Source organism: Ruminococcus bromii, from assembly GCF_928721825.1.
GTDB classification, from domain to species: domain Bacteria; phylum Bacillota; class Clostridia; order Oscillospirales; family Acutalibacteraceae; genus Ruminococcoides; species Ruminococcoides bromii.
The window spans coordinates 110,074-128,617 of sequence record NZ_CAKMVP010000003.1; the positions used below are offsets into that span (position 1 = coordinate 110,074).

Here is an 18,544-nt window from a genome sequence, read left to right on the forward strand (position 1 = left end):
TCCCTTTAATAATGTTTAAATTCAGTTTTGACTGTGTAACATAACATCCGCCTTAAAAATTCCGTTTTCGTGAGAAAATCTGCAATAACCGCCGTCTTTTTCGGCAATTCTGCATACCGACTGAGTTCCGATTCCGTCACCGTTTCGCTTTGATGAGCCGAAAATACCGTTTTTTTCGGTAATATCGCCGTTGAAAGCATTCTCCACGGAAACAAGAATAATGCTGTCCGAATGAGGATGAGCATACATACTTATCCGCCGTTTATTTCTGTCAAGCTTCATGCTCGCCTCAAATGCATTTTCAAGCAAGTTTGCGATTACAAGGCAGATATCGGATTCCGAAACTGTCAAGTTTTCGGGAATGTCAATTTTAAGTTTGAGCGGAATACCGTTGCCCTTGCATTTTGAATAATAATGCCCGATAATCGCATTAACAGCGTGGTTTTTACAGAGTACAAGCTCTGTGTCGGGAATATTCTGCGACGCTGACGAAAGGTATTTTTCAAGTTCTTCCCAGTTCTTTTGCTCGGCAAGAGCATTAAGTACGGCAAAGTGATGTCGCATATCATGCCGTGCCTGACGGGTTTCTTCAATAGCGCCTTTTAATGCGTCATACTGCGCCCTCTGCATATTTAAAAATTGATTTTCCTGAGCAAGCTTGTTATTGCGGTTCAGGCTTTTTGCTATAAAATACAACAGCGCATAGAAAATAAGCAACAGCACAAGAAGTGATACGCTGATAACAATGTAACCCTGCATAATTCTTCCTGTATGGAGAATGTTAGGATTCCATGGAATTATAAAAAAGTTGAGCAAGATGAATATTATCGGTAAAATCCAGAATACATACCATGTCTGGGCAATGTTTTCATCATCGAGCAGTTCACTCACACCGTGTGTTGCAGGATACCATGCAAGAATTACAAACATCCAGCATAGAATATTGAACAGCACAGCCGATTTAATTTCAAACCACGGCGTTGTGTTCTGCGGAAATGTTATCGAATCAACCGCCCGTGTAATGCTCGCAATGCAGGCAAACACTCCGCATACAGCAAGTAACACACTCGCCGATTTCCACACGGATGTTTTGAGTGAACAACAGTATGCTGCCGAAAGAGCAAGCACTATCGGTATTGCAAACACAAATGATTTAAGCTTAAGACTGTAACAAACAAAACCGCACAATGCGCAAAGGCATATAAGCGATGAAATCAATATTGGAAACAGCCTGAGCCTTGATATCTTGAGATGTTTTTTTATCGGGAAATATGCAAGAACAGTCCCCGGTATTATTGCGCCGAGTTCAATCATCGGACAGAAAACATTTGTCAATGCAAATCCCTCCTGCCAAAAATATATTCGCCAAAGGTGCTTTTTGCGTTTTTTACAAGACTTCGACTTATGGAGATTCTTTCACCGTTGTCAAGAACAAATTCATTGCCGTTCATATCCCTGATGTGTTCAAGATTTAATATGATTCCTCGATTGCACACAAAGAAATTATCCCCGTCATCAAACAGCCTTACAAATTCGGCAAATGTACTGCGCACAGACTTTTCGGATTTGTCCGTACAATGAATATGTATGCAGTGCTTAAAATGCTCGGCATACAAAATGTCGCAAAGCTTTACACGCAAAGAGCCGTTTGCGGAGGGAATTTCAACGTATTTTTCTTCAACGGAAATTTTCTGCGAAATCTCGTCAAGCAACATATCAAGCTCTTCATCGCTGTACGGCTTTACAAGATAATGCAATGCCCGAACCCTAAACCCATCAAGCGCATGGTCGGTTGATGTGGTGGTAAAGACAAGAAGACAGTCCCTGTCAAACTCTCTCAGCTTTTGGGCGGCATCAATTCCGTTTTCCTTTTCCATATATATATCCATAAAAACAAGGTCAAATCTGTTCTGCATTGCCTCATTCAGAAAATCCGTTCCGTTACCGTATCCGCAAATTCCAATATCATATGACCTTGAAAATGAGCTTTGAGAAAGTCTTTTGCAAAGTTCATTTCGCTCATTTTCGCAATCATCAACTATTGCAATCCTCATACCGTACCTCCTGCATAATTATCACTCTTATTGTATCACATAATATCGCAAATAGTGACTTTAATTTGCATTTCGTGCCAAAAATTTTCACTTTGTGCCAAATGTATGGACTAAATGACAATTATTTATTATAATTCAGCTTAAACAAAAAATCATGAACGGCTAAAAAACGGAGGAAATATTCTATGATTAACAAAAAGAAAACAGGGCTTTGCCTTGCTTTGGCGGCAACATTGATTGCCTCGTCTGCACTTTGCGGATGTCAGCAGAGCGACAGCAGTACATCCGCAAAATTCAACAGCGATGTAAAGGACGCGTCAAAATATACGGCTGACGAAAACGCACAGGTGTATAAGACCCTTGACTTTTCCGATGAACAGGAAAAGGAATTTGCAAAAAAGGGCTTTATAACTGCCCCTGACACACTCGAAATCAAAACCGAGAACGGAACTGTTGCATGGAGTCAGTCGGCATATGATTTTATCAGAAACTCGTCAACTCCCGACAGTGCAAACCCGAGCCTTTGGAGAAACACGGAGCTTAACTCGCTTTATGGACTTTTTGAAGTTGTTGACGGTGTTTATCAGGTAAGAGGTTATGATGTTGCGAATGTAACCTTTGTAAAGAGCGACAACGGCTGGATTGTTTTTGACTGTACAACAAGCTCCGAAACTGCAAAGGCGGCGCTTGAACTTCTTGAATCAAAGTTCGGCAAGGCGCATATTGCCGCTGTTGTTGTAAGCCACGCTCACATTGACCACTACGGCGGTATCGGCGGACTTATTGACGAAAAGGATGTTGCCGATTCATCACTTCCGCTTGACGAGCAGATTAAGTCCGGCAAAACGCTCATTATCGTTCCCGAAGGCTACGAAAAGGCTGTTATGGAAGAAAATGTTTTTGCAGGAAACGCAATGAAACGCAGAACCAACTTTCAGTACGGATCATTGCTTGATAAGGGCGGTAAGGGCAGTTTGTCGGTAGGTATCGGTCTTACCCCTTCAAGCGGCACAACAACATACATTTCACCGTCTTATGAGGTGAAGAAAGCTACCGAAACCATCAAGGTTGACGGTGTTGAAATGGTGTTCCAGCTTACTCCCAACACAGAATCGCCTGCCGAGATGAATACCTATATTCCAAAATACAAGGCGTTGTGGATGGCAGAAAACTGCTCCGGCACAATGCACAATCTCTATACGCTCCGTGGCGCAGAGGTTCGTGACGGCAATGCGTGGGCGCAGTACATTATGGAGGCAAAGGAGCTTTTCGGAGACAAAGCCGAAGTAGTTTTCCAGGCGCACAACTGGCCTCATTGGGGCAACGATGTAATCAATGACTACATGGCAAACACAGCCTCTGTCTATAAGTACATATTCTCACAGACACTTATGTACATCAATCAGGGCTATACATCAACCGAAATTGCCAACATGATTGAACTCCCCGATGAACTCAACAAGGTTTGGTACACCCGCCAGTATTACGGAACTCTCAAGCATAATGTAAAAGCAGTTTATCAGAAATATATGGGTTGGTATGACGAAAACCCGATACATCTTGATGAGCTTGAACCGACAGAATATTCAAAGAAGCTTGTAGAGTATCTCGGCGACACAGACAAGGTTCTTGAAATGGCTAAAAAAGACTTTGACAAGGGAGAGTATCAGTGGGTTGCACAGATTACAAACACACTTGTATATGCAGATCCCGAAAATAAAGACGCCCGCTATCTTTGCGCAGACGCACTCGAACAGCTCGGCTATCAGGCCGAAAGCGGTGCATGGAGAAACGCTTATCTTACAGGTGCTTATGAGCTTCGTAACGGTACAAAAAATTATCCGAATTCCGAAGGTTCAGGTGCAACAGCTCTCGGTATGAGTACCGAAACAATGTTGGATTATCTCGGAATCTGTCTTGACGAAAAGAAGCTTGAAGATCAGAACCTTGTAATCAATCTTGAAGTGACCGATAAAAACGCAAAATATCTTCTTCGCATAAATCACGGTGTGCTTATCTATTCACAGGAAAAGTGGAGCGATAAGGCTGACGCAACAATCAAAACCAAGAGCGCAGGTATTCTCGGCATTGCACAGAACAATCAGAAACTTATGGACGCCGGCATTGAAAAGGTTGAGGGCAACAGTGACATCATCAAAACCCTTACATCAAGCGTTGCCGAATTCCCGCTGTATTTCAATATTATTGAACCCTAACTAAAGTATGAGGTGACTATGAAAGTATTTAATTGTATTTTCGGCATATTGTCGATAATCGGTGCGATTTATTGTATGTTCTATCCGGGACTTACCTTCCTTAATACCGGTTGGATAGTGACAATTCTTCTCGGAGTATGGGGAATATGCTCCGTGATTGACTACTTTGCAAAACGCAAAAAGGCAAAGGCTGAACAGAGTGAAGCAATAATGGGAACACTCGGTCTTGTTGTCGGCATTGCAGCGGCAGTAATTTCAATTCTTGCTATGTTTATGCCGGGCATAAGACTTATGTTTGATGTTATCATTCTCTGCATTTTCTCAGGCTGGCTTGTAGTGGATGGTATCTCGTCCGTTGCAATGTCGTTTAAGGTTAAGAACGCAGCATCTTCGGGTGCATGGCTTATTCCGCTGTTCTGCGGTATACTTGTCATAATCGGCGGTATCTACGGATTTTTCCACCTTGTATTTGCCGCACAAACAATCGGCTTTATAATAGGTGTTCTCCTTGCAGTTTACGGTGTAAAGCTTATTCTCTCGGCATTTGAAAAGTCGGGCGAATAGTACTTGTATTGTTTTCTTCTCTTTTTTGAAAAAAGTATGATAACCCCAAAAATCCCGAGTCCTCAGAGAGTCCGTCTTTTTGAGGACTTTGGGTTTTGTGCAAAACTGAAAAAGAAAATGCTGTGTCACTTTTTTGCTTTAACGCATAAAATATCAATGTGATAATTTTTCGTTAATTTTTGTTATTAAAATGTAAATTCAGTATTGACAAATAGATTTTACTGTGATAAAATAATGCCTGTTGAGTGATATTGCTCAGTGTTCGGCGACATAGCCAAGTGGTAAGGCACGAGTCTGCAAAACTCTGACGCCCCGGTTCAAATCCGGGTGTCGCCTCCAAAACGGAAAGCACTTCTTAACAGGAGTGCTTTCCGATTATAAAAATGTGGGAGCATAGCTCAGCTGGGAGAGCATCTGCCTTACAAGCAGAGGGTCACAGGTTCGAGCCCTGTTGTTCCCACCATTATATGCGGATGTAGCTCATCTGGTAGAGCGCCACCTTGCCAAGGTGGAGGTAGCGGGTTCGAGCCCCGTCATCCGCTCCAAGTCAAAAGTATCTGTAACGCAGGTACTTTTTTATTTTACAGAATTTTTTGACAAACAAGGGGCTCGAAGGTGTAGCCTTGCGACCGCCGCCGGTGGCGGAAAAAAGGGAGCAAAGCGCTGTCTGAAATAAGGAGCAAAAGGAAGCACATTTATGTGCAACGCATTGTGACTGTATTTCAGACGGTAAACCTTAAAATTAAGAGCGTTGATGAGGGTTAGGGTTACGCACCGCAAGCAGTTGGCGGGGCAGAAATTTTTGCATCAAACAATCCCCGTCATCCGCTCCATTAAGTCAGTACGGTTGATGTGCTGATTTTTTTATTTTACAGAATTTTTTGACAAATAAGGGGCTCGAAGGTGTAGCCTTACGACCGCCGCCGGTGGCGGAAAAAAGGGAGCAAAGCGCTGTCTGAACAGATGGTAGACTTCTTTGTTTTGTCAGTCTGCATAACAATCTCAATTTTGATGTACAATTGGGTGGGGTTAGCTTATGATTTTTACCGATTATTACAATTCTCCGATTGGCGGTATAACCATGGCGTCTGACGGTGAGAGTCTTTGCGGTTTGTGGTTTGACGGACAAAAGTATTTTGCGTCAACTGTAAAAGGTGAAACCGAGGATAAAAGTCTGCCTGTTTTTGAACAGACAAAAAAGTGGCTTGACATATATTTTTCGGGCAACGAACCCGATTTTATGCCCAAGCTGTCGCTTAACGGTTCAAAGTTTCGCAAGGCTGTATGGGATATTCTCCTGACAATTCCCTACGGCTCTGTTATGACCTACGGTGAAATTGCGAGAATTATGGCAAAACAGAGTGGTATTGCCAAGATGTCCGCACAGGCGGTCGGCGGTGCTGTGGGACACAATCCCGTGTTGATAATCGTGCCGTGTCACCGTGTTGTGGGAACAAACGGGAATCTTACAGGCTATGCCGGAGGCATAGATAAAAAAATCAGTTTTCTCAAAAACGAAAAGACTGATATATCAAAAATGTTTGTGCTTAAAAAGAATTAACTAATATTATTTATTGCCCAACCTGTGGTTATCGCAAGCCTGTTTTTTGACAGGCTTGTTTCGATTTTACCGCCGTTTTTTTCGGCAAGATTTTTCAAAGTTTTATACGCAAAGCTGTGGTACAGAACATTGTTCTGTGCCTTTTTTATTTCACCTTTTATCGGAAAACTTACACAGCAAAACAGAAATCCTGCCCTTGTTTCGGCTTTTAAGGTGACAATCTGTTTGCTGTTACCGCAAAATTCCTTAACATTTTCAAACGCAATGTCAATCATATTGTTAAACAGCACGCAGATTTCAATGTTGTCGGCAGGAACATTTGCAAGTGACCCCTCAAATTCTATTTTGATATTGTCGCCTGCATTTTTCTGCTTGTCGCTTAAAATCGCATCCGTAAGGTCGTTGCCTGTGTTGTACAAAATTTGAAATGAACCGATTATCTCGCTGTCATACTTTTGCAGAAGAGGGAGAACCTCGTCGTACTTTTGATTGCTTATCAGCGACTTTAACCCGATTGACAGGTCATTGTAATCGTGTCTGATTTTTCGCAGTTCATAACCCGAAGTCGTGATGCTCTTGTAGTAATTTATCTGCGCGTTAAGCTGTCTTTCGTAGATGTCGTTTTCGTGCATATATTGGCTCTTTTTAATCTGATTGTACAAAAGAATAGGTATTGAAAACGAGAATACAATCGACACAATCATTGTCAAAATTTTAAGTGCAGCTGTTCTGCAATCCGATGACGGAATTATGTAATATGCCCCGAAGGTCGCCATACTTCCGCCGAGATAAAGGAAAATCAATATCATAATTATTGTCGGTTTGGTGATTGACTCAACCACAAGCTTGGTCTTGATTTTCAGCGGACTTGACAGCAGTACGAATATTCCCAAAACAATAAGATTTGAAATCAGATTAAAAAACACACTGGTGCTGCTCGCAAATTCGGTTGAATAGATTGAACACAACAATTGATAGATTTCGGATATAAAAAATGTTAATCCCGAAAAGAAGAGCGAAGAGAACAGCAACATCATTTTTTTATTGTATCCAAGTGAAATCGGAAGAAATGTCAATGCAACAAAATGCAAAACCGGCAGAATCACATACCGTTGGTCGCTTTTTATAAAGCAAGCAAACGATGCCGTTGAAATTATAAAAATCAATGACAGGGCAAAATACAGTTTGTACTTGGTAATGGAAAATATTTTTGAAGTAAAATAGAAAATTGCCACAAGCCCTATTACAAACTCCGCATAGCTGTAAAATAGCATAAATTATAACCTCACATAATTTTTTTCAAGAAAATTCATATATGATGTCCGAAAGGATTTTTGATAATTTTTACTGAGATAAGCCGCCTCTCCGTTGCTCAGATATACCGTGTCGGAGGAATACGATTTTACATAGTGAAGATTTACCACATAAGAGCGGTGAGTTTTTACGAAACAGTATGCAGGCAGCAGCTTTGTAACCCCTGAAAGAGTTTTTGAGCAGTGCATAATCTTATCGGACAAATGAATATTTGAATACTTTCCGTCAGCCTCAATAAAGCAGATTTCATTCGAATTTATTTTTTTCAATTCTTTATTTTGAATAATGGTTATAGGATAATTAGCATCTATAATTTTTACATAATCGTCAATTGCCTTAAAAAATTTTGATTTGTCAATCGGCTTTAAAAGAAACCTGAATGTGTTTACTTCAAATGCGTCAATCATAAAGTGAGGATATGATGTCAGGAAAATTATGCACGAAAGTACATTTCGCTTTCTAAGCTCTTTTGCAACAGTCAGACCGTCCGTATTGCCTAGCTGATAATCAAGCACAATTATGTCGTAATCTATTTCTGAATTTAAAAGCCTCTCTCCGCTCTGAAATTCATCAATTTCTATAATTATACGATTTTCTTTTGCATATGTCAAAAGCAGGTTTTTTAGCTTTTCGGTTATGAACTTATCATCGTCACATAAAGCTGCAAGCACATTTTCACCCTCTTACTCTTAAAATAGAATATCTTGCTCCAAACTATATTTATTTTGCTCTTTTTATTTGTTATTGTAGCTTCATACAACAGAATAAAGGGGGAGAAAAAAGTGTTTGATACTATCTTCAGATGGCTTTTCGGCTGGCTCTAATACCTGAAAAATAAAAGGCGATCATTAAGATTGCTTTTTATTTTAGAAGTAAAATCCACTCCCAAAAAACATCTTTTCACTCCCATTGTATAGTAAATTATAATGTTTCTGCACCTTATTGTCAATATATGGCATTGCCGTTGCTGAAATTTATTATATTATTTTCAGTATATTGTATGCAGTGTTCCTTTTACTCCCAAAAACCGCCCTTTTACTCCAAAGTATATTTATTTTTGACTTTGAATATTTAAAATGTAGACAGAGATTATTATTGAAATCTTGTTTATCAATTCAACAGTAAGTGCATAATTTGACAAGCATTTAACTTTACCGTCCTTGTTCTGATTTTTGCAGAGCAGGGGCGGTGCTTTTTATGCTTGCCGTTATTATAAAATATAAAAACAGCGGACAATCCATTGATTCGGATTGTCCGCTGTTTTGCCTTTTATTATGACTTGATGTTGTATTATTAATCGAAGAAGCCAAGACCTCTTAATGCGTTGATGAATCGTTTCATATAGTCAAGCGAGGTAACGGGCCACACAAATCCCATTCTGTAAAGAACCTGCATTGTGTATGTGTTGCTCTTGCCGACTGTAAATGTCTTTTGACCGTGAGCCATATTCTGATATGCAATCATACTTGAAAGAATCTTTGCTTTTTCGGGATCCTGCTCGGCTCTGTCAAGTGCAATCATATATTCCTCATACTCTGCACCCTGTGAATGAAGTCCGATTTTGTTCATCTCGGTGTAGAGGTCGCCCATAATGAGAGTATGGTTGTTGAACGGGTGGAACACGGTGCAATCCTTCGGAGCCTGTGCAAGCAGAAGAATTGCCTTTGCCACAAAATCAATCGGAGAAAGCTCAAACGGCATTTCCATTGCCTCATACGGATATTTGCCGATAAGGAGCGTAGATTTGAGTCTGCCCATAAATGTGTTGGTGGTGAAGTTAATCTGATATTCACCGTCGCTGTTTCTTGCGGCGAGTGTGCCTACACGCATAATCTTTGCGTTAAAGCCCTTTGAAACCTCTTCAAGAATCGCCCTTTCCGCAAGGAACTTTGACAGGGTGTACTTTGAACCCTCATGCTGACCAAAGTAAAGTTGATTTTCTTTGAGCTTGTCAACAGAACCTTGTTCGCCCACAAACATACCGCCAACGCTCATTGTTGACACATGAACAAGTCTTGCATTAGTCTTTTTGCAGAAGTCAAGCACATTGAGAGTACCGTAAAGGTTTACATCTTCAATGTCTGTACCCTTTGAGAAGTGCTTAACATTTGCGGCACAGTTGATGACCGTGTTAATGTCCTTGTCAATAAATTTATCGAATGATTCACGGCTTGTAACATCACCGCTGATAACGGTAACTCTGTCGGGATATCTTTCTTTCAGACTTTCTTCAAAGTAGTAATAGTAGATTGAGTTCATTCTGTTTTCGGCAGGATTATTGTTCTTGTCACGAATCATACAGTAAACCTTGCCGTTATACTTGTGAAGAAGTTCGTAGAGAATGTGTACTCCGAGGAAGCCGGCAGAGCCTGTCAGAAGAACATTGCCGAGTTTTTGAAGCTCACCGTTTTTGAATGTATCAATATTATTCTTTTCAAGAACTTTGTTGATATTTGTATAATCGTAGTCCGAAAGATTTTCAAGGTCGTCTTCGGCTGAATCATCCTTGCTCACAAATTTTGCAAGAGTCTGCGGAGTAGGATTTGCAAAAATGTCGCTGTATGCAACCTCAATATTTTTCTTTGATGCGGAGATTACAATTCTTGTTGCTGTAAGCGATGTTCCGCCGAGGTCAAAGAAGTTATCGTCTGCAAAAACATTGTCAAGTTCAAGAATTTCTGCAAAGATGTCGCAGAATGTTTTTTCAAGTTCATTCTTCGGCAACCGACCTCTTTCGGATTTGTTGCTTTTAGGTTCGGGAAGAACCTTTGTGTTGACCTTGCCGTTTGGTGTGAGAGGCATTTTGTCAAGCTGAATATATGCGCTCGGAACCATATAATCCGTGAGAGATTTTGCAAGCTCAGACTTGATTTCATCGGGATCAAGCTGTCTGTCGGCTGTATAGTAAACGCAGATTGCGTCAGCCTTGCCGACCTTTCTGATGAGAGCAATTCCGCTCTTGATTCCGTCTACTGCGGTCAGACACTTTTCAATTTCACCGAGTTCAATTCTTAATCCTCTCAGCTTAACCTGATTGTCTGTTCTGCCGAGAATAATAACATCGCCGTCTGTTGTCCATTTTGCATAGTCGCCCGAGCGGTAGGTGCGTTCACCGTTAAATTCGATGAATGTCTTTGCAGTCTGTTCGGGAAGTTTGTTGTAGCCGAGTGCAACGCCGTATCCCTGAATGAGAAGCTCACCCACAACTCCGATTGGAAGGAGATTGTTGTCTGAGTCAACGATATATTCCGTGTAGTTGCGTAACGGCTTGCCGATTGAAATTTCGTCTGCATTCGTAAGATCTTTTGCGTTTGAAGAAACCGTGATTTCAGTCGGACCGTAGGTGTTGATTATTGTTGCGTTCGTCTTTTCACGCAGTACCCTTAATAGCTTGTCGGGATATTTTTCACCGCCCGAAAGTATAACCTTGCAGTTTGCCATTGCTTCTGCAAATTCGTCAAGCTCCATATATTGCAAAAGTCTTGACGGTGTAGAGTTGAACACATCAACATTGTTTTCTTTAAAGAATTCTGCAAGTGACAATGGGTTTACCGTCTGTTCATTACTTGCAAAAACGAGTGTAAGACCGTTGCAGAGCGACAGCATGGTTTCCTTTAGCGACATATCAAAGCTGATTGTAGTTACAGAGCCGTATGCGTGACAGTTGTCAACAACCTCCTTAACCTGAATGTTTGAGTCGCTGTATGCAAGGTAGTTTGCAATGCCGATGTGGCGGAGCATAACGCCCTTTGGCTTGCCTGTTGAACCCGATGTGTAGATGAGGTACGCAAGGTCGTCAGGCTGTACATCAACATTCGGATTTTCTTCATTATTGCCCGAAAGAAGTTTTGAAACATCAACCGTGCGGTCATATACGCCAAGCAGTTCGCCGTCCGTAATTACAAAGTCTGCGTCACTGTCCTCAATAATACTGTCGATTCGCTCCTTCGGATAGTCGGGACATGACGGAATAAACGCACCGCCTGCCTTGAGAATGCCGAGAAGTGATATGAAGAATTTTGAGGTTCTTTCAAGCAGAATAAGAACCCTTCCGCCCTTTTCAAGACCTTTTTCAATGAGTGAGTTTGCCGTGATATTTGCAAGACGGTCAAGCTCTTTATAGGTCAGTTTGCCGTCACAAGCCGAAAGTGCAATTCTGTCGGGAGTTTTTGCAACCTGTTCTTCAAACATTTTGTGAAGAAGTTTTGTCTTAACGGGAGCAATTTCGGTTGACTTAAAGCTTTCAAGCTGTGCAATTGCGGCGTTGTCAAGGAGTGAAACCTTTCTAATTTTGCCGTTTGGATTTTCGATAATATGTTCAACAGCACAGAGAACGGATTTTGCAAGCGTTCTCATAAGCTCACCGCTGTAAAGTGCGTCATTGTACTGAACCACAACGCTCGGCTTGCCCTTGTAATCCTCAATGTGAACAGCTGTTTTGAACTTTGCAGTATTCATTTCAAGGTAATCACGGACAACGGCTTTGCCGTCAATTTCAAGGTTATCAACAACACCAAGCTGATATTCGTACATAATGTTCGGCGCATATCCGTATTTTGCACAAAGCTGTGCATAGGGATAAATTTCGTTTTCAATTGAATCCGTGAAAACAGCTTTGCTTTTTTCAACAAATTCAAGTGAGGTGATGTCCTCAATTTCAATGCCGAGCGCAAGAGTTTTCACAAACATACCAAAGCAGTTTGTAAGCCGCATATCGCTTCTGCCGTTGCTGATTGTGCTGATGTAAACATTTCTGCTGTTCACAAATCTTGAAACAGCGTAGAATGTGCCGGCAAGGAAAAGGTGGGCGGGAGTGATTCCGTGCTGTGAACAGAAGGTTTCAATCCTTGCCATATCAACGGGTACTGCCTGAGATGCAAGAGCACCGTCCTCTGCATGACCTCTGAGGTCAGCCGTGATTTCGCTTGCAGAGTCAAAATTCTTCATCATATTGTCGAAGAACTTTTCAGCATTTCTAAATTCATCACTGCTTTCAGCCTTAATTTCATTCTCTGCATAATCAAAGTAGGTGTAGCTTTCAGGCTCAATGTTACCGCCCTCGTACAGCGTTTTAAGCTGTTCAAAGAAGAGTGCAACGGATGCACCGTCAAAGATAAGGTGGTGGAAATCCGAAAGCAGATATACCGCCTTTTCGGTTTCTGCAACCGAGATTCTGAACAGCGGTGCTTTCATAAGATTGTGCGGTTTTACAAAATCCTTTTTGTAGGCTTCAAGCTGTTCTTCCGTAAGCTTTTCAACGAGAACATTCGGTTTTGCTGAGTCAACATATGCCTGCTCAATATCATCGTTTTCAAGTGAAAGGTGAGTCATAATATATGGGTGAGCCTTGATTACCTTTACAACGCAGTCGGCAAGCTTTTGTGCATCGACTGATTTTGAAAATGTGAGAATTGACGGAATATTGTAAAGTGTGCTGTACGGATTTTTCATACAGTCAATATACACGCCGAGCTGAGTTTTTGAAAGGGGATAGAGAGCCTTGTGTTCTTTCTTTTCTTCTTTTTTGACAGTTTGCTGATTTGCCGTACCGCTGAACATAAACTCCTGAAGTTCGTCCTCAATCGAAAGAACCGAACAGCCCTTCATCATCTTTTTAACCTGTGCCTCAAAGCCGAATGCCTTGTTGAGTTCAACTGCAAGCTTGATAACCGAAAGCGAGGTCATACCTGCGTTGATGAGATTTTCGGAAATATCAAAATCGCTGTGTCCGATAATCTTTTCGATAATTGCGGAAATTTTCTTTTCAAGGAATGTTAGTTCCCTCGGAGCGGAATTTTTCTTTTTTGAAGATTCTGCCTTGATTTCGGGAAGCTTGCGCTTGTCAACCTTGCCGTTTACATTGAGCGGAATTTTGTCAATCTGCATCGTAGCGGCGGGTACCATATACGGCGGCTTGTGTTCAAGAATAAATTCGTTGAGCTTTTGAATGTCAATTTTTCTGTCGGCAACAATGTATGCGTTAATGCATTGGCCGCCGCCATCAAGCTTTCTTGCGATTACAGCTGCGTTTGTAATGCCGTCATATTTGCGGATAATCTTGTCAACCTCGGAAAGCTCAATGCGGAATCCTCTGATTTTAACCTGACCGTCATTTCGTCCGATAAAATCAACCTTGCCCTCATCTGTAAGGCGAACAATGTCGCCTGTGTGATAAAGCCTTTCGTAACCGTTTTCATTGCAATACGGGTTCTTTTCGTATGCTTTTGCAGTCTGTTCGGGACGGTTAAGATAACCTCTTGAAACCTGCTGACCTGATACACAGAGCTCGCCCAAAGCCCCTGTCGGAAGCCGTCTGCCGTATTTGTCTGTTACATAAAGCTTGATATTGTCAAGCGCCTTGCCGACAGGAATTCTGTGATAGAGTTTGTCAACGGGTTGTGATGTGATGTAAACCGTACATTCTGTCGGACCGTAACCGTTTATGAGTTCAAAATTCTTTGGCGGTTCAAGGGGAACAAGACGTTCACCGCCCGTAAGAAGATATTTGAGCGAGTGGTTGTCAATTTCGGTTGCAAACTGTCTTGCAACCTGTGTTGTCATAAATGCGTGGGTGATTCTGTTATCTTCAAAATATCTGTTCAGCCTTATAAGGTCAAGTCTGATGTCCTCCTCAATAATGTGAAGCTCGGCACCGCCGATAAGCGCAGGATACATTTCACTGAGGCAGGCGTCAAAACCGTAGCTTGCATATGCCGAAACAACGCTGTGTTCGTCAATGTCAGAGTTTCTGATATGAAAATCGCAGAATGAACGCACATTTTTGTGTTCAAGCATTGCGCCCTTTGGAGTGCCTGTTGAACCCGATGTATAGATAAGTATAAACAAATCATCGGGGGACGGTTTTGTAATTTCGGCATCCGATTTCGGAAGATTCGGAATATCCTTTGTAAGAAGAACATCACCGCTGTAATCGGGCAAAAGCTCAAGCAGATTTTCGTCCGCAATAAGAAGCTTTGCGTTTGCGTCCTTAATCATAAACTGAAGTCTTTCGGGCGGATAGGACGGATCAAGCGGTTGGTATGCCGCACCCGATTTCAGCACACCGATTGACGCAATCGGCATATATTCGCATCTCGGAATCAGAATTGAAACAACCTCTTCTTTACCGATACCTTTTGAGTGAACATAACCTGCAATTCGGTTTGTAATCTCATCAATTTCAGCGTAGGTGAACTTCTTTTCTTTATATACAACCGCTGTTTTGTCGGGAGTTTTTTTGCATTGCTCCTCAAACAAATCAACAATGGTCTTGCTGTCGTCAAACGGAAATTCCGTTTTGTTGAAGTTATCAAGCTCTGCAAGCTGATTTTCGTTTACAAGCTCAACTTCGCAGAGCTTGGATTTTTTAAGAAACTGCTCAACAATCTTTAAAAAGCTGTCGGCAAACGAACGAATAGTTTCCTCTTTGAATAAATCGTTTCTGTATTCAAAACGCAATTCAAAATCTGTTTCTGATTCAAATACCATAACATTCAATTTTGAAATGGCACTTTTTAACGGAACAAGTTTTAATTTTAGAGTCTGACCGCCTATTTTAAATGTGTTGAATATGTCAGCCTGATAAGCCAGCATAATGTCAGCAGAAAGGTCATAGTCAGACGCAAGTTTCATGAACGGATACCAGTCGTTTAAAACTGTTTCCTTTATGCTTTTACGAACCTTTTTAAGATAGTCGGAAACGGTATCTTCTTCGTCAATATTTGCGTGGATAGGAAGTGTGCGAACCATCATGCCGACCGTATTTTTAAGCTGTTTGTCAAATCTTCCGTGAGTAACCGTGCAAACCGTTGTTTCGCTCTGATTCGTAAACTTTGCAACTGCGTATTCATATGCACCGAGGAAAACAGTGTACGGTGTAATTTGGTTTGCTAAGGCAAAATTGCGAACATCCTCAACGGAGAATTTGCCGTTCGTGGATAATTCAAAAGAACCGTTCGGTTTATCCTCAACCTCTGAATCCTCCGCAAAATCTTCCGTTATTTCCGACTTTGACTCAACAGCCGAAAAAATGCTTTCATAGTAGTTCTTTGATTTTTGATATTCTTCGGTTTCTTCAAGCTTTTCCTCAAAAACAGAAAGATCAAGCTGAGAGATTTTTTCGGGTTCAAGCTCTTTTCCGTCATATGCAAGCGCAATGTCATTGCAGATAACCGAAACAGATGTGCCGTCAGAGATTATATGGTGAAAATCCATTGCAAACATAGATTTGTCACCGCATTCAAAAATTGCAAATCTGAACAGAACATCTTTTGCAAGGTCAAACGGCTTGACAAAATCTTTGCCTGCCTGTTCAAGGTTATCAACCTGTACGACAGGAATGTCAAATTCAACGCTGTCACGAGGCTTCATCATCGGACTTCCTGTTGAATTGTCAATGAAAATTTTTATAACAGGGTGATTGTCAACAGTTTTTCTTACGGCATTTATCAGTCTGTCGGTATCAAGACTGCCCTTGTCAAAAACATAGGTGCAGGGAATGTTGTACATTGTGCCTTTTTGGTTGTGCATACACGAAAGATAAACACCCATCTGGCTCGGTGTAAGCGGATAAAGCTCTCGCTTTTCACCTTTGTATGTATCAAGCAAGTTGATTAAATTACTCATAATATTCGACTCCGTTTGTTAAAGTTTAATTATTGTGCGATTGAAACCAAGCGCCCTTGAATATTCAACCTTATCCGAAATCGCCTTCACAACTGTGAGAGGACTCATCTCAAATTCCTTATCGTCATTGAGCGGATCAAATTCGTCACCGTTGTCACGAACAGAAATAATGGTTTCTTTTTTATCGGCAAAAATTCTGATGTCGATGTCTGCAAACTTCTTTTTGCCTTCCATTCTTTCAGCGCAGTTTGCAGCCATTTCTTCAACGGCAACTGCAATCCTGTTTGCACGGCTTTCTTCAATTCCGTTTTTTGAAAGAAAAGAGGAGAGGTAGAGCGAAACGCCTGCCGCATTTTCTTTTGTTCCTTTGAACGAAAGGGCAAGAAGCTCGTTGTCCTCGGTTTCTTCAAGAAGGTAAAGGTTTTTATACTTTCCGCCCGATTTTCTCTTTTCGGCAAGGTCAATAAAATACACAACTACAAGTGTTCCCACCTGTGCAACCACGAGTGAATACCATACGCCCGTGATGCCGAAAAATTTGCCGAGAATTAAAGCTGACGGAATGAGTATGACGATTCCGTTGATGATTGAAATTGCAGTAGAAATAGCCCTTTTCTGCGTTGCCATATAGTAGTAAAGCAACAAAAACGAGAATGAAAGTCCGGGGAATGACAATGCGTTGATTCTCATTGCCGGAACTGTGTTTGCAATGTCTGTGGGTGAAGTAATTCCGAAAAATTTAATTATCGGTTCAGGCTCGATACAGATGAAAAGCATAATTACAACGCTTGAAACAGCAAGCACCCTTGCGGCTCTGCGGAATGCATAGCGCACACCGTCATAGTCCTTTTCACCAAGACAAACCCCGATAATCGGAATCATTGTCTGACTTGCGCCAGTGATGAACATTGACATAAAAATTTGGCTTGACGAGCATACCGAATATGAAACCATACCCGCACTTCCGCCTATGCTCTGAATAATTGTGTTTAAAAACAGCATTTTAACTGTTATCAGCATTGTACCTAATGCTCCCGAAAGTCCGATTGTAACCATTTTTCCGAGAAACTTAAAGAATTGAACGGGATTTCTGAGAATTGAAAAGTCAAAGTGCAATGTGCTTTTCTTCATGATGAAGTGTGTTGACATCATCACAAACCCTACCGCATAGCCTGTTACGGTCGCAATTGACGAGCCTGCAATGCCCATTTTGAAAGCACCCATAAACAGGAAGTCAAGTCCGAGATTTACGGCATTTGCCACAATTACAATGTTTGATGCAAACGCAGGCCTTGCGTCTGCTCTTACAAAGTGAATTGAACACATGAGCAAAAGGTAAATCGGTGTGCCGATTATGAACGGAACATAGTATTGATACAACAGCGATTTAAGCTCTGCGTCCTTTGTAAGCAACGAGCTTATCGAGTCGGCAAGCGGCAGCTGAATTGCAATAAAAATTACGCTGAGTGCGATAAGTACGATAAATGTAGAAGTAAAAACACGGTTAGCCTGCTTTTCGTCACGCCTGCCCTTTGCAAATGAAATTATCGAGGACGCACCGAGTCCGAAAAGAATAGTAATCGAAAAATATAACTGCGAAATAGGGGACATAAGGTTGATTGCCGCAAGTGAGTTTTGCCCCAGAAGATTGCCTGCAATAATTGAGTCCACAATCATCGCAATGTTTGTTGCCATAGCCGTCAGAACTGTCGGAAGAAAATATTCCGTGTATTTTTTGTTGACGGTAACGGCATTTCTGCCAAGTACGGTACTGCTCATTTTAACTCCTTATCCCTGCTTAATGTCAAGGTAGTCAGACATCCCTGTCATTGAGAACAGCTCCATAATTGTGTTGCTTACATTGACAATTTTAAGATTTCCGCCCTTGCTTTTTAGGTTTTTATAAAGTGCAAGAATAACCCTCAGTCCCGAGCTTGAAATGTACTCAAGGTCTTTAAGATTGAGGGTTACGGTTTCAACCCCGTCAAAATCAATGCTCTTTGCCTCGTCATCAAGCTGCGGTGCTGTCATTGTGTCAAGACGACCCTTGAGTGTGATAATAACATTCTGATTGCTTATAGCCTTATTGATTTCCATAGTTAGTTCCTCCAATAAATTTTATTCTTAATTTCAATCGTTCAACATTTCCATTATAGTGTCAATACCGTGACAAAATACTGACAATCGGATTATTATAACCTGATTTTGGA

Annotated in this window: 10 protein-coding genes and 3 tRNA genes; 6 read left to right on the forward strand and 7 right to left on the reverse strand. The window is 41.4% G+C overall.

Annotation, left to right across the window (positions count from 1 at the left end):
* Positions 1-21 precede the first annotated feature (21 nt).
* The gene (locus tag QDI94_RS00805; protein WP_278475629.1) at positions 22-1,335 is read right to left on the reverse strand and encodes a sensor histidine kinase; all 1,314 of its coding nucleotides are present in this window, start codon (positions 1,333-1,335) and stop codon (positions 22-24) included.
* Positions 1,332-2,054: a LytR/AlgR family response regulator transcription factor gene (locus QDI94_RS00810; protein WP_278475628.1), complete on the reverse strand. Its 723-nt coding sequence runs from the start codon at positions 2,052-2,054 to the stop codon at positions 1,332-1,334. Before QDI94_RS00810 ends, QDI94_RS00805 begins: the two co-directional genes overlap by 4 nt.
* 185 nt (positions 2,055-2,239) lie before the next feature.
* On the opposite strand from QDI94_RS00810, the gene QDI94_RS00815 reads away from it, so the two are divergent.
* The 6 genes from QDI94_RS00815 to QDI94_RS00840 all read left to right on the forward strand — a co-directional run bounded on the left by QDI94_RS00815 (position 2,240) and on the right by QDI94_RS00840 (position 6,395).
* Positions 2,240-4,270, forward strand: coding sequence for an alkyl/aryl-sulfatase (locus QDI94_RS00815; protein ID WP_278475627.1), 2,031 nt, complete (start codon positions 2,240-2,242; stop codon positions 4,268-4,270).
* Positions 4,271-4,288: 18 nt separating this feature from the next.
* Entirely contained in the window at positions 4,289-4,834 is a 546-nt protein-coding gene (locus tag QDI94_RS00820) for an HdeD family acid-resistance protein (protein WP_278475626.1), read from the forward strand.
* A 264-nt stretch (positions 4,835-5,098) separates the two neighbouring features.
* Positions 5,099-5,173, forward strand: a tRNA-Cys gene (locus QDI94_RS00825).
* Between the two features lie 48 nt (positions 5,174-5,221).
* A tRNA-Val gene (locus QDI94_RS00830) sits at positions 5,222-5,297 on the forward strand.
* Between the two features lie 6 nt (positions 5,298-5,303).
* Positions 5,304-5,379: transfer RNA gene (locus tag QDI94_RS00835), tRNA-Gly, on the forward strand.
* Between the two features lie 491 nt (positions 5,380-5,870).
* On the forward strand, positions 5,871-6,395 hold the full coding sequence (locus QDI94_RS00840; RefSeq protein ID WP_278866447.1) for a methylated-DNA--[protein]-cysteine S-methyltransferase: 525 nt from the start codon (positions 5,871-5,873) through the stop codon (positions 6,393-6,395).
* Here QDI94_RS00840 and QDI94_RS00845 read toward each other — a convergent pair.
* The 5 genes from QDI94_RS00845 to QDI94_RS00865 form a co-directional block, all read right to left on the reverse strand.
* Positions 6,392-7,669, reverse strand: coding sequence for a GHKL domain-containing protein (locus QDI94_RS00845; protein ID WP_278866449.1), 1,278 nt, complete (start codon positions 7,667-7,669; stop codon positions 6,392-6,394). The two genes, QDI94_RS00840 and QDI94_RS00845, sit on opposite strands and share 4 nt — an antisense overlap.
* Positions 7,670-7,672: 3 nt before the next feature.
* Complete coding sequence (locus QDI94_RS00850) at positions 7,673-8,380, reverse strand: LytR/AlgR family response regulator transcription factor (RefSeq protein WP_278866452.1); 708 nt, start codon at positions 8,378-8,380, stop codon at positions 7,673-7,675.
* A 622-nt stretch (positions 8,381-9,002) separates the two neighbouring features.
* On the reverse strand, positions 9,003-16,334 hold the full coding sequence (locus tag QDI94_RS00855) for a non-ribosomal peptide synthetase (RefSeq protein ID WP_278866455.1): 7,332 nt from the start codon (positions 16,332-16,334) through the stop codon (positions 9,003-9,005).
* An 18-nt stretch (positions 16,335-16,352) separates the two neighbouring features.
* Positions 16,353-18,113 carry an MATE family efflux transporter gene (locus QDI94_RS00860; protein WP_278866458.1) on the reverse strand — a complete coding sequence of 587 codons (1,761 nt, stop codon included), beginning with the start codon at positions 18,111-18,113 and terminating at the stop codon, positions 16,353-16,355.
* 9 nt (positions 18,114-18,122) lie between these two features.
* Positions 18,123-18,431, reverse strand: a complete 309-nt coding sequence (locus tag QDI94_RS00865) for an STAS domain-containing protein (RefSeq protein WP_278866461.1) — start codon at positions 18,429-18,431, stop codon at positions 18,123-18,125.
* Positions 18,432-18,544 lie beyond the last annotated feature (113 nt).

Excerpts from the sequence above, each read along its gene's own strand:
- QDI94_RS00845 (WP_278866449.1), bottom strand. The coding sequence starts at position 7,669 with ATGCTATTTTACAGCTATGCGGAGTTTGTAATAGGGCTTGTGGCAATT.
- QDI94_RS00820 (WP_278475626.1), top strand. The coding sequence starts at position 4,289 with ATGAAAGTATTTAATTGTATTTTCGGCATATTGTCGATAATCGGTGCG.
- QDI94_RS00840 (WP_278866447.1), top strand. The coding sequence starts at position 5,871 with ATGATTTTTACCGATTATTACAATTCTCCGATTGGCGGTATAACCATG.
- QDI94_RS00860 (WP_278866458.1), bottom strand. The coding sequence starts at position 18,113 with ATGAGCAGTACCGTACTTGGCAGAAATGCCGTTACCGTCAACAAAAAA.
- QDI94_RS00815 (WP_278475627.1), top strand. The coding sequence starts at position 2,240 with ATGATTAACAAAAAGAAAACAGGGCTTTGCCTTGCTTTGGCGGCAACA.
- QDI94_RS00810 (WP_278475628.1), bottom strand. The coding sequence starts at position 2,054 with ATGAGGATTGCAATAGTTGATGATTGCGAAAATGAGCGAAATGAACTT.
- QDI94_RS00865 (WP_278866461.1), bottom strand. The coding sequence starts at position 18,431 with ATGGAAATCAATAAGGCTATAAGCAATCAGAATGTTATTATCACACTC.
- QDI94_RS00855 (WP_278866455.1), bottom strand. The coding sequence starts at position 16,334 with ATGAGTAATTTAATCAACTTGCTTGATACATACAAAGGTGAAAAGCGA.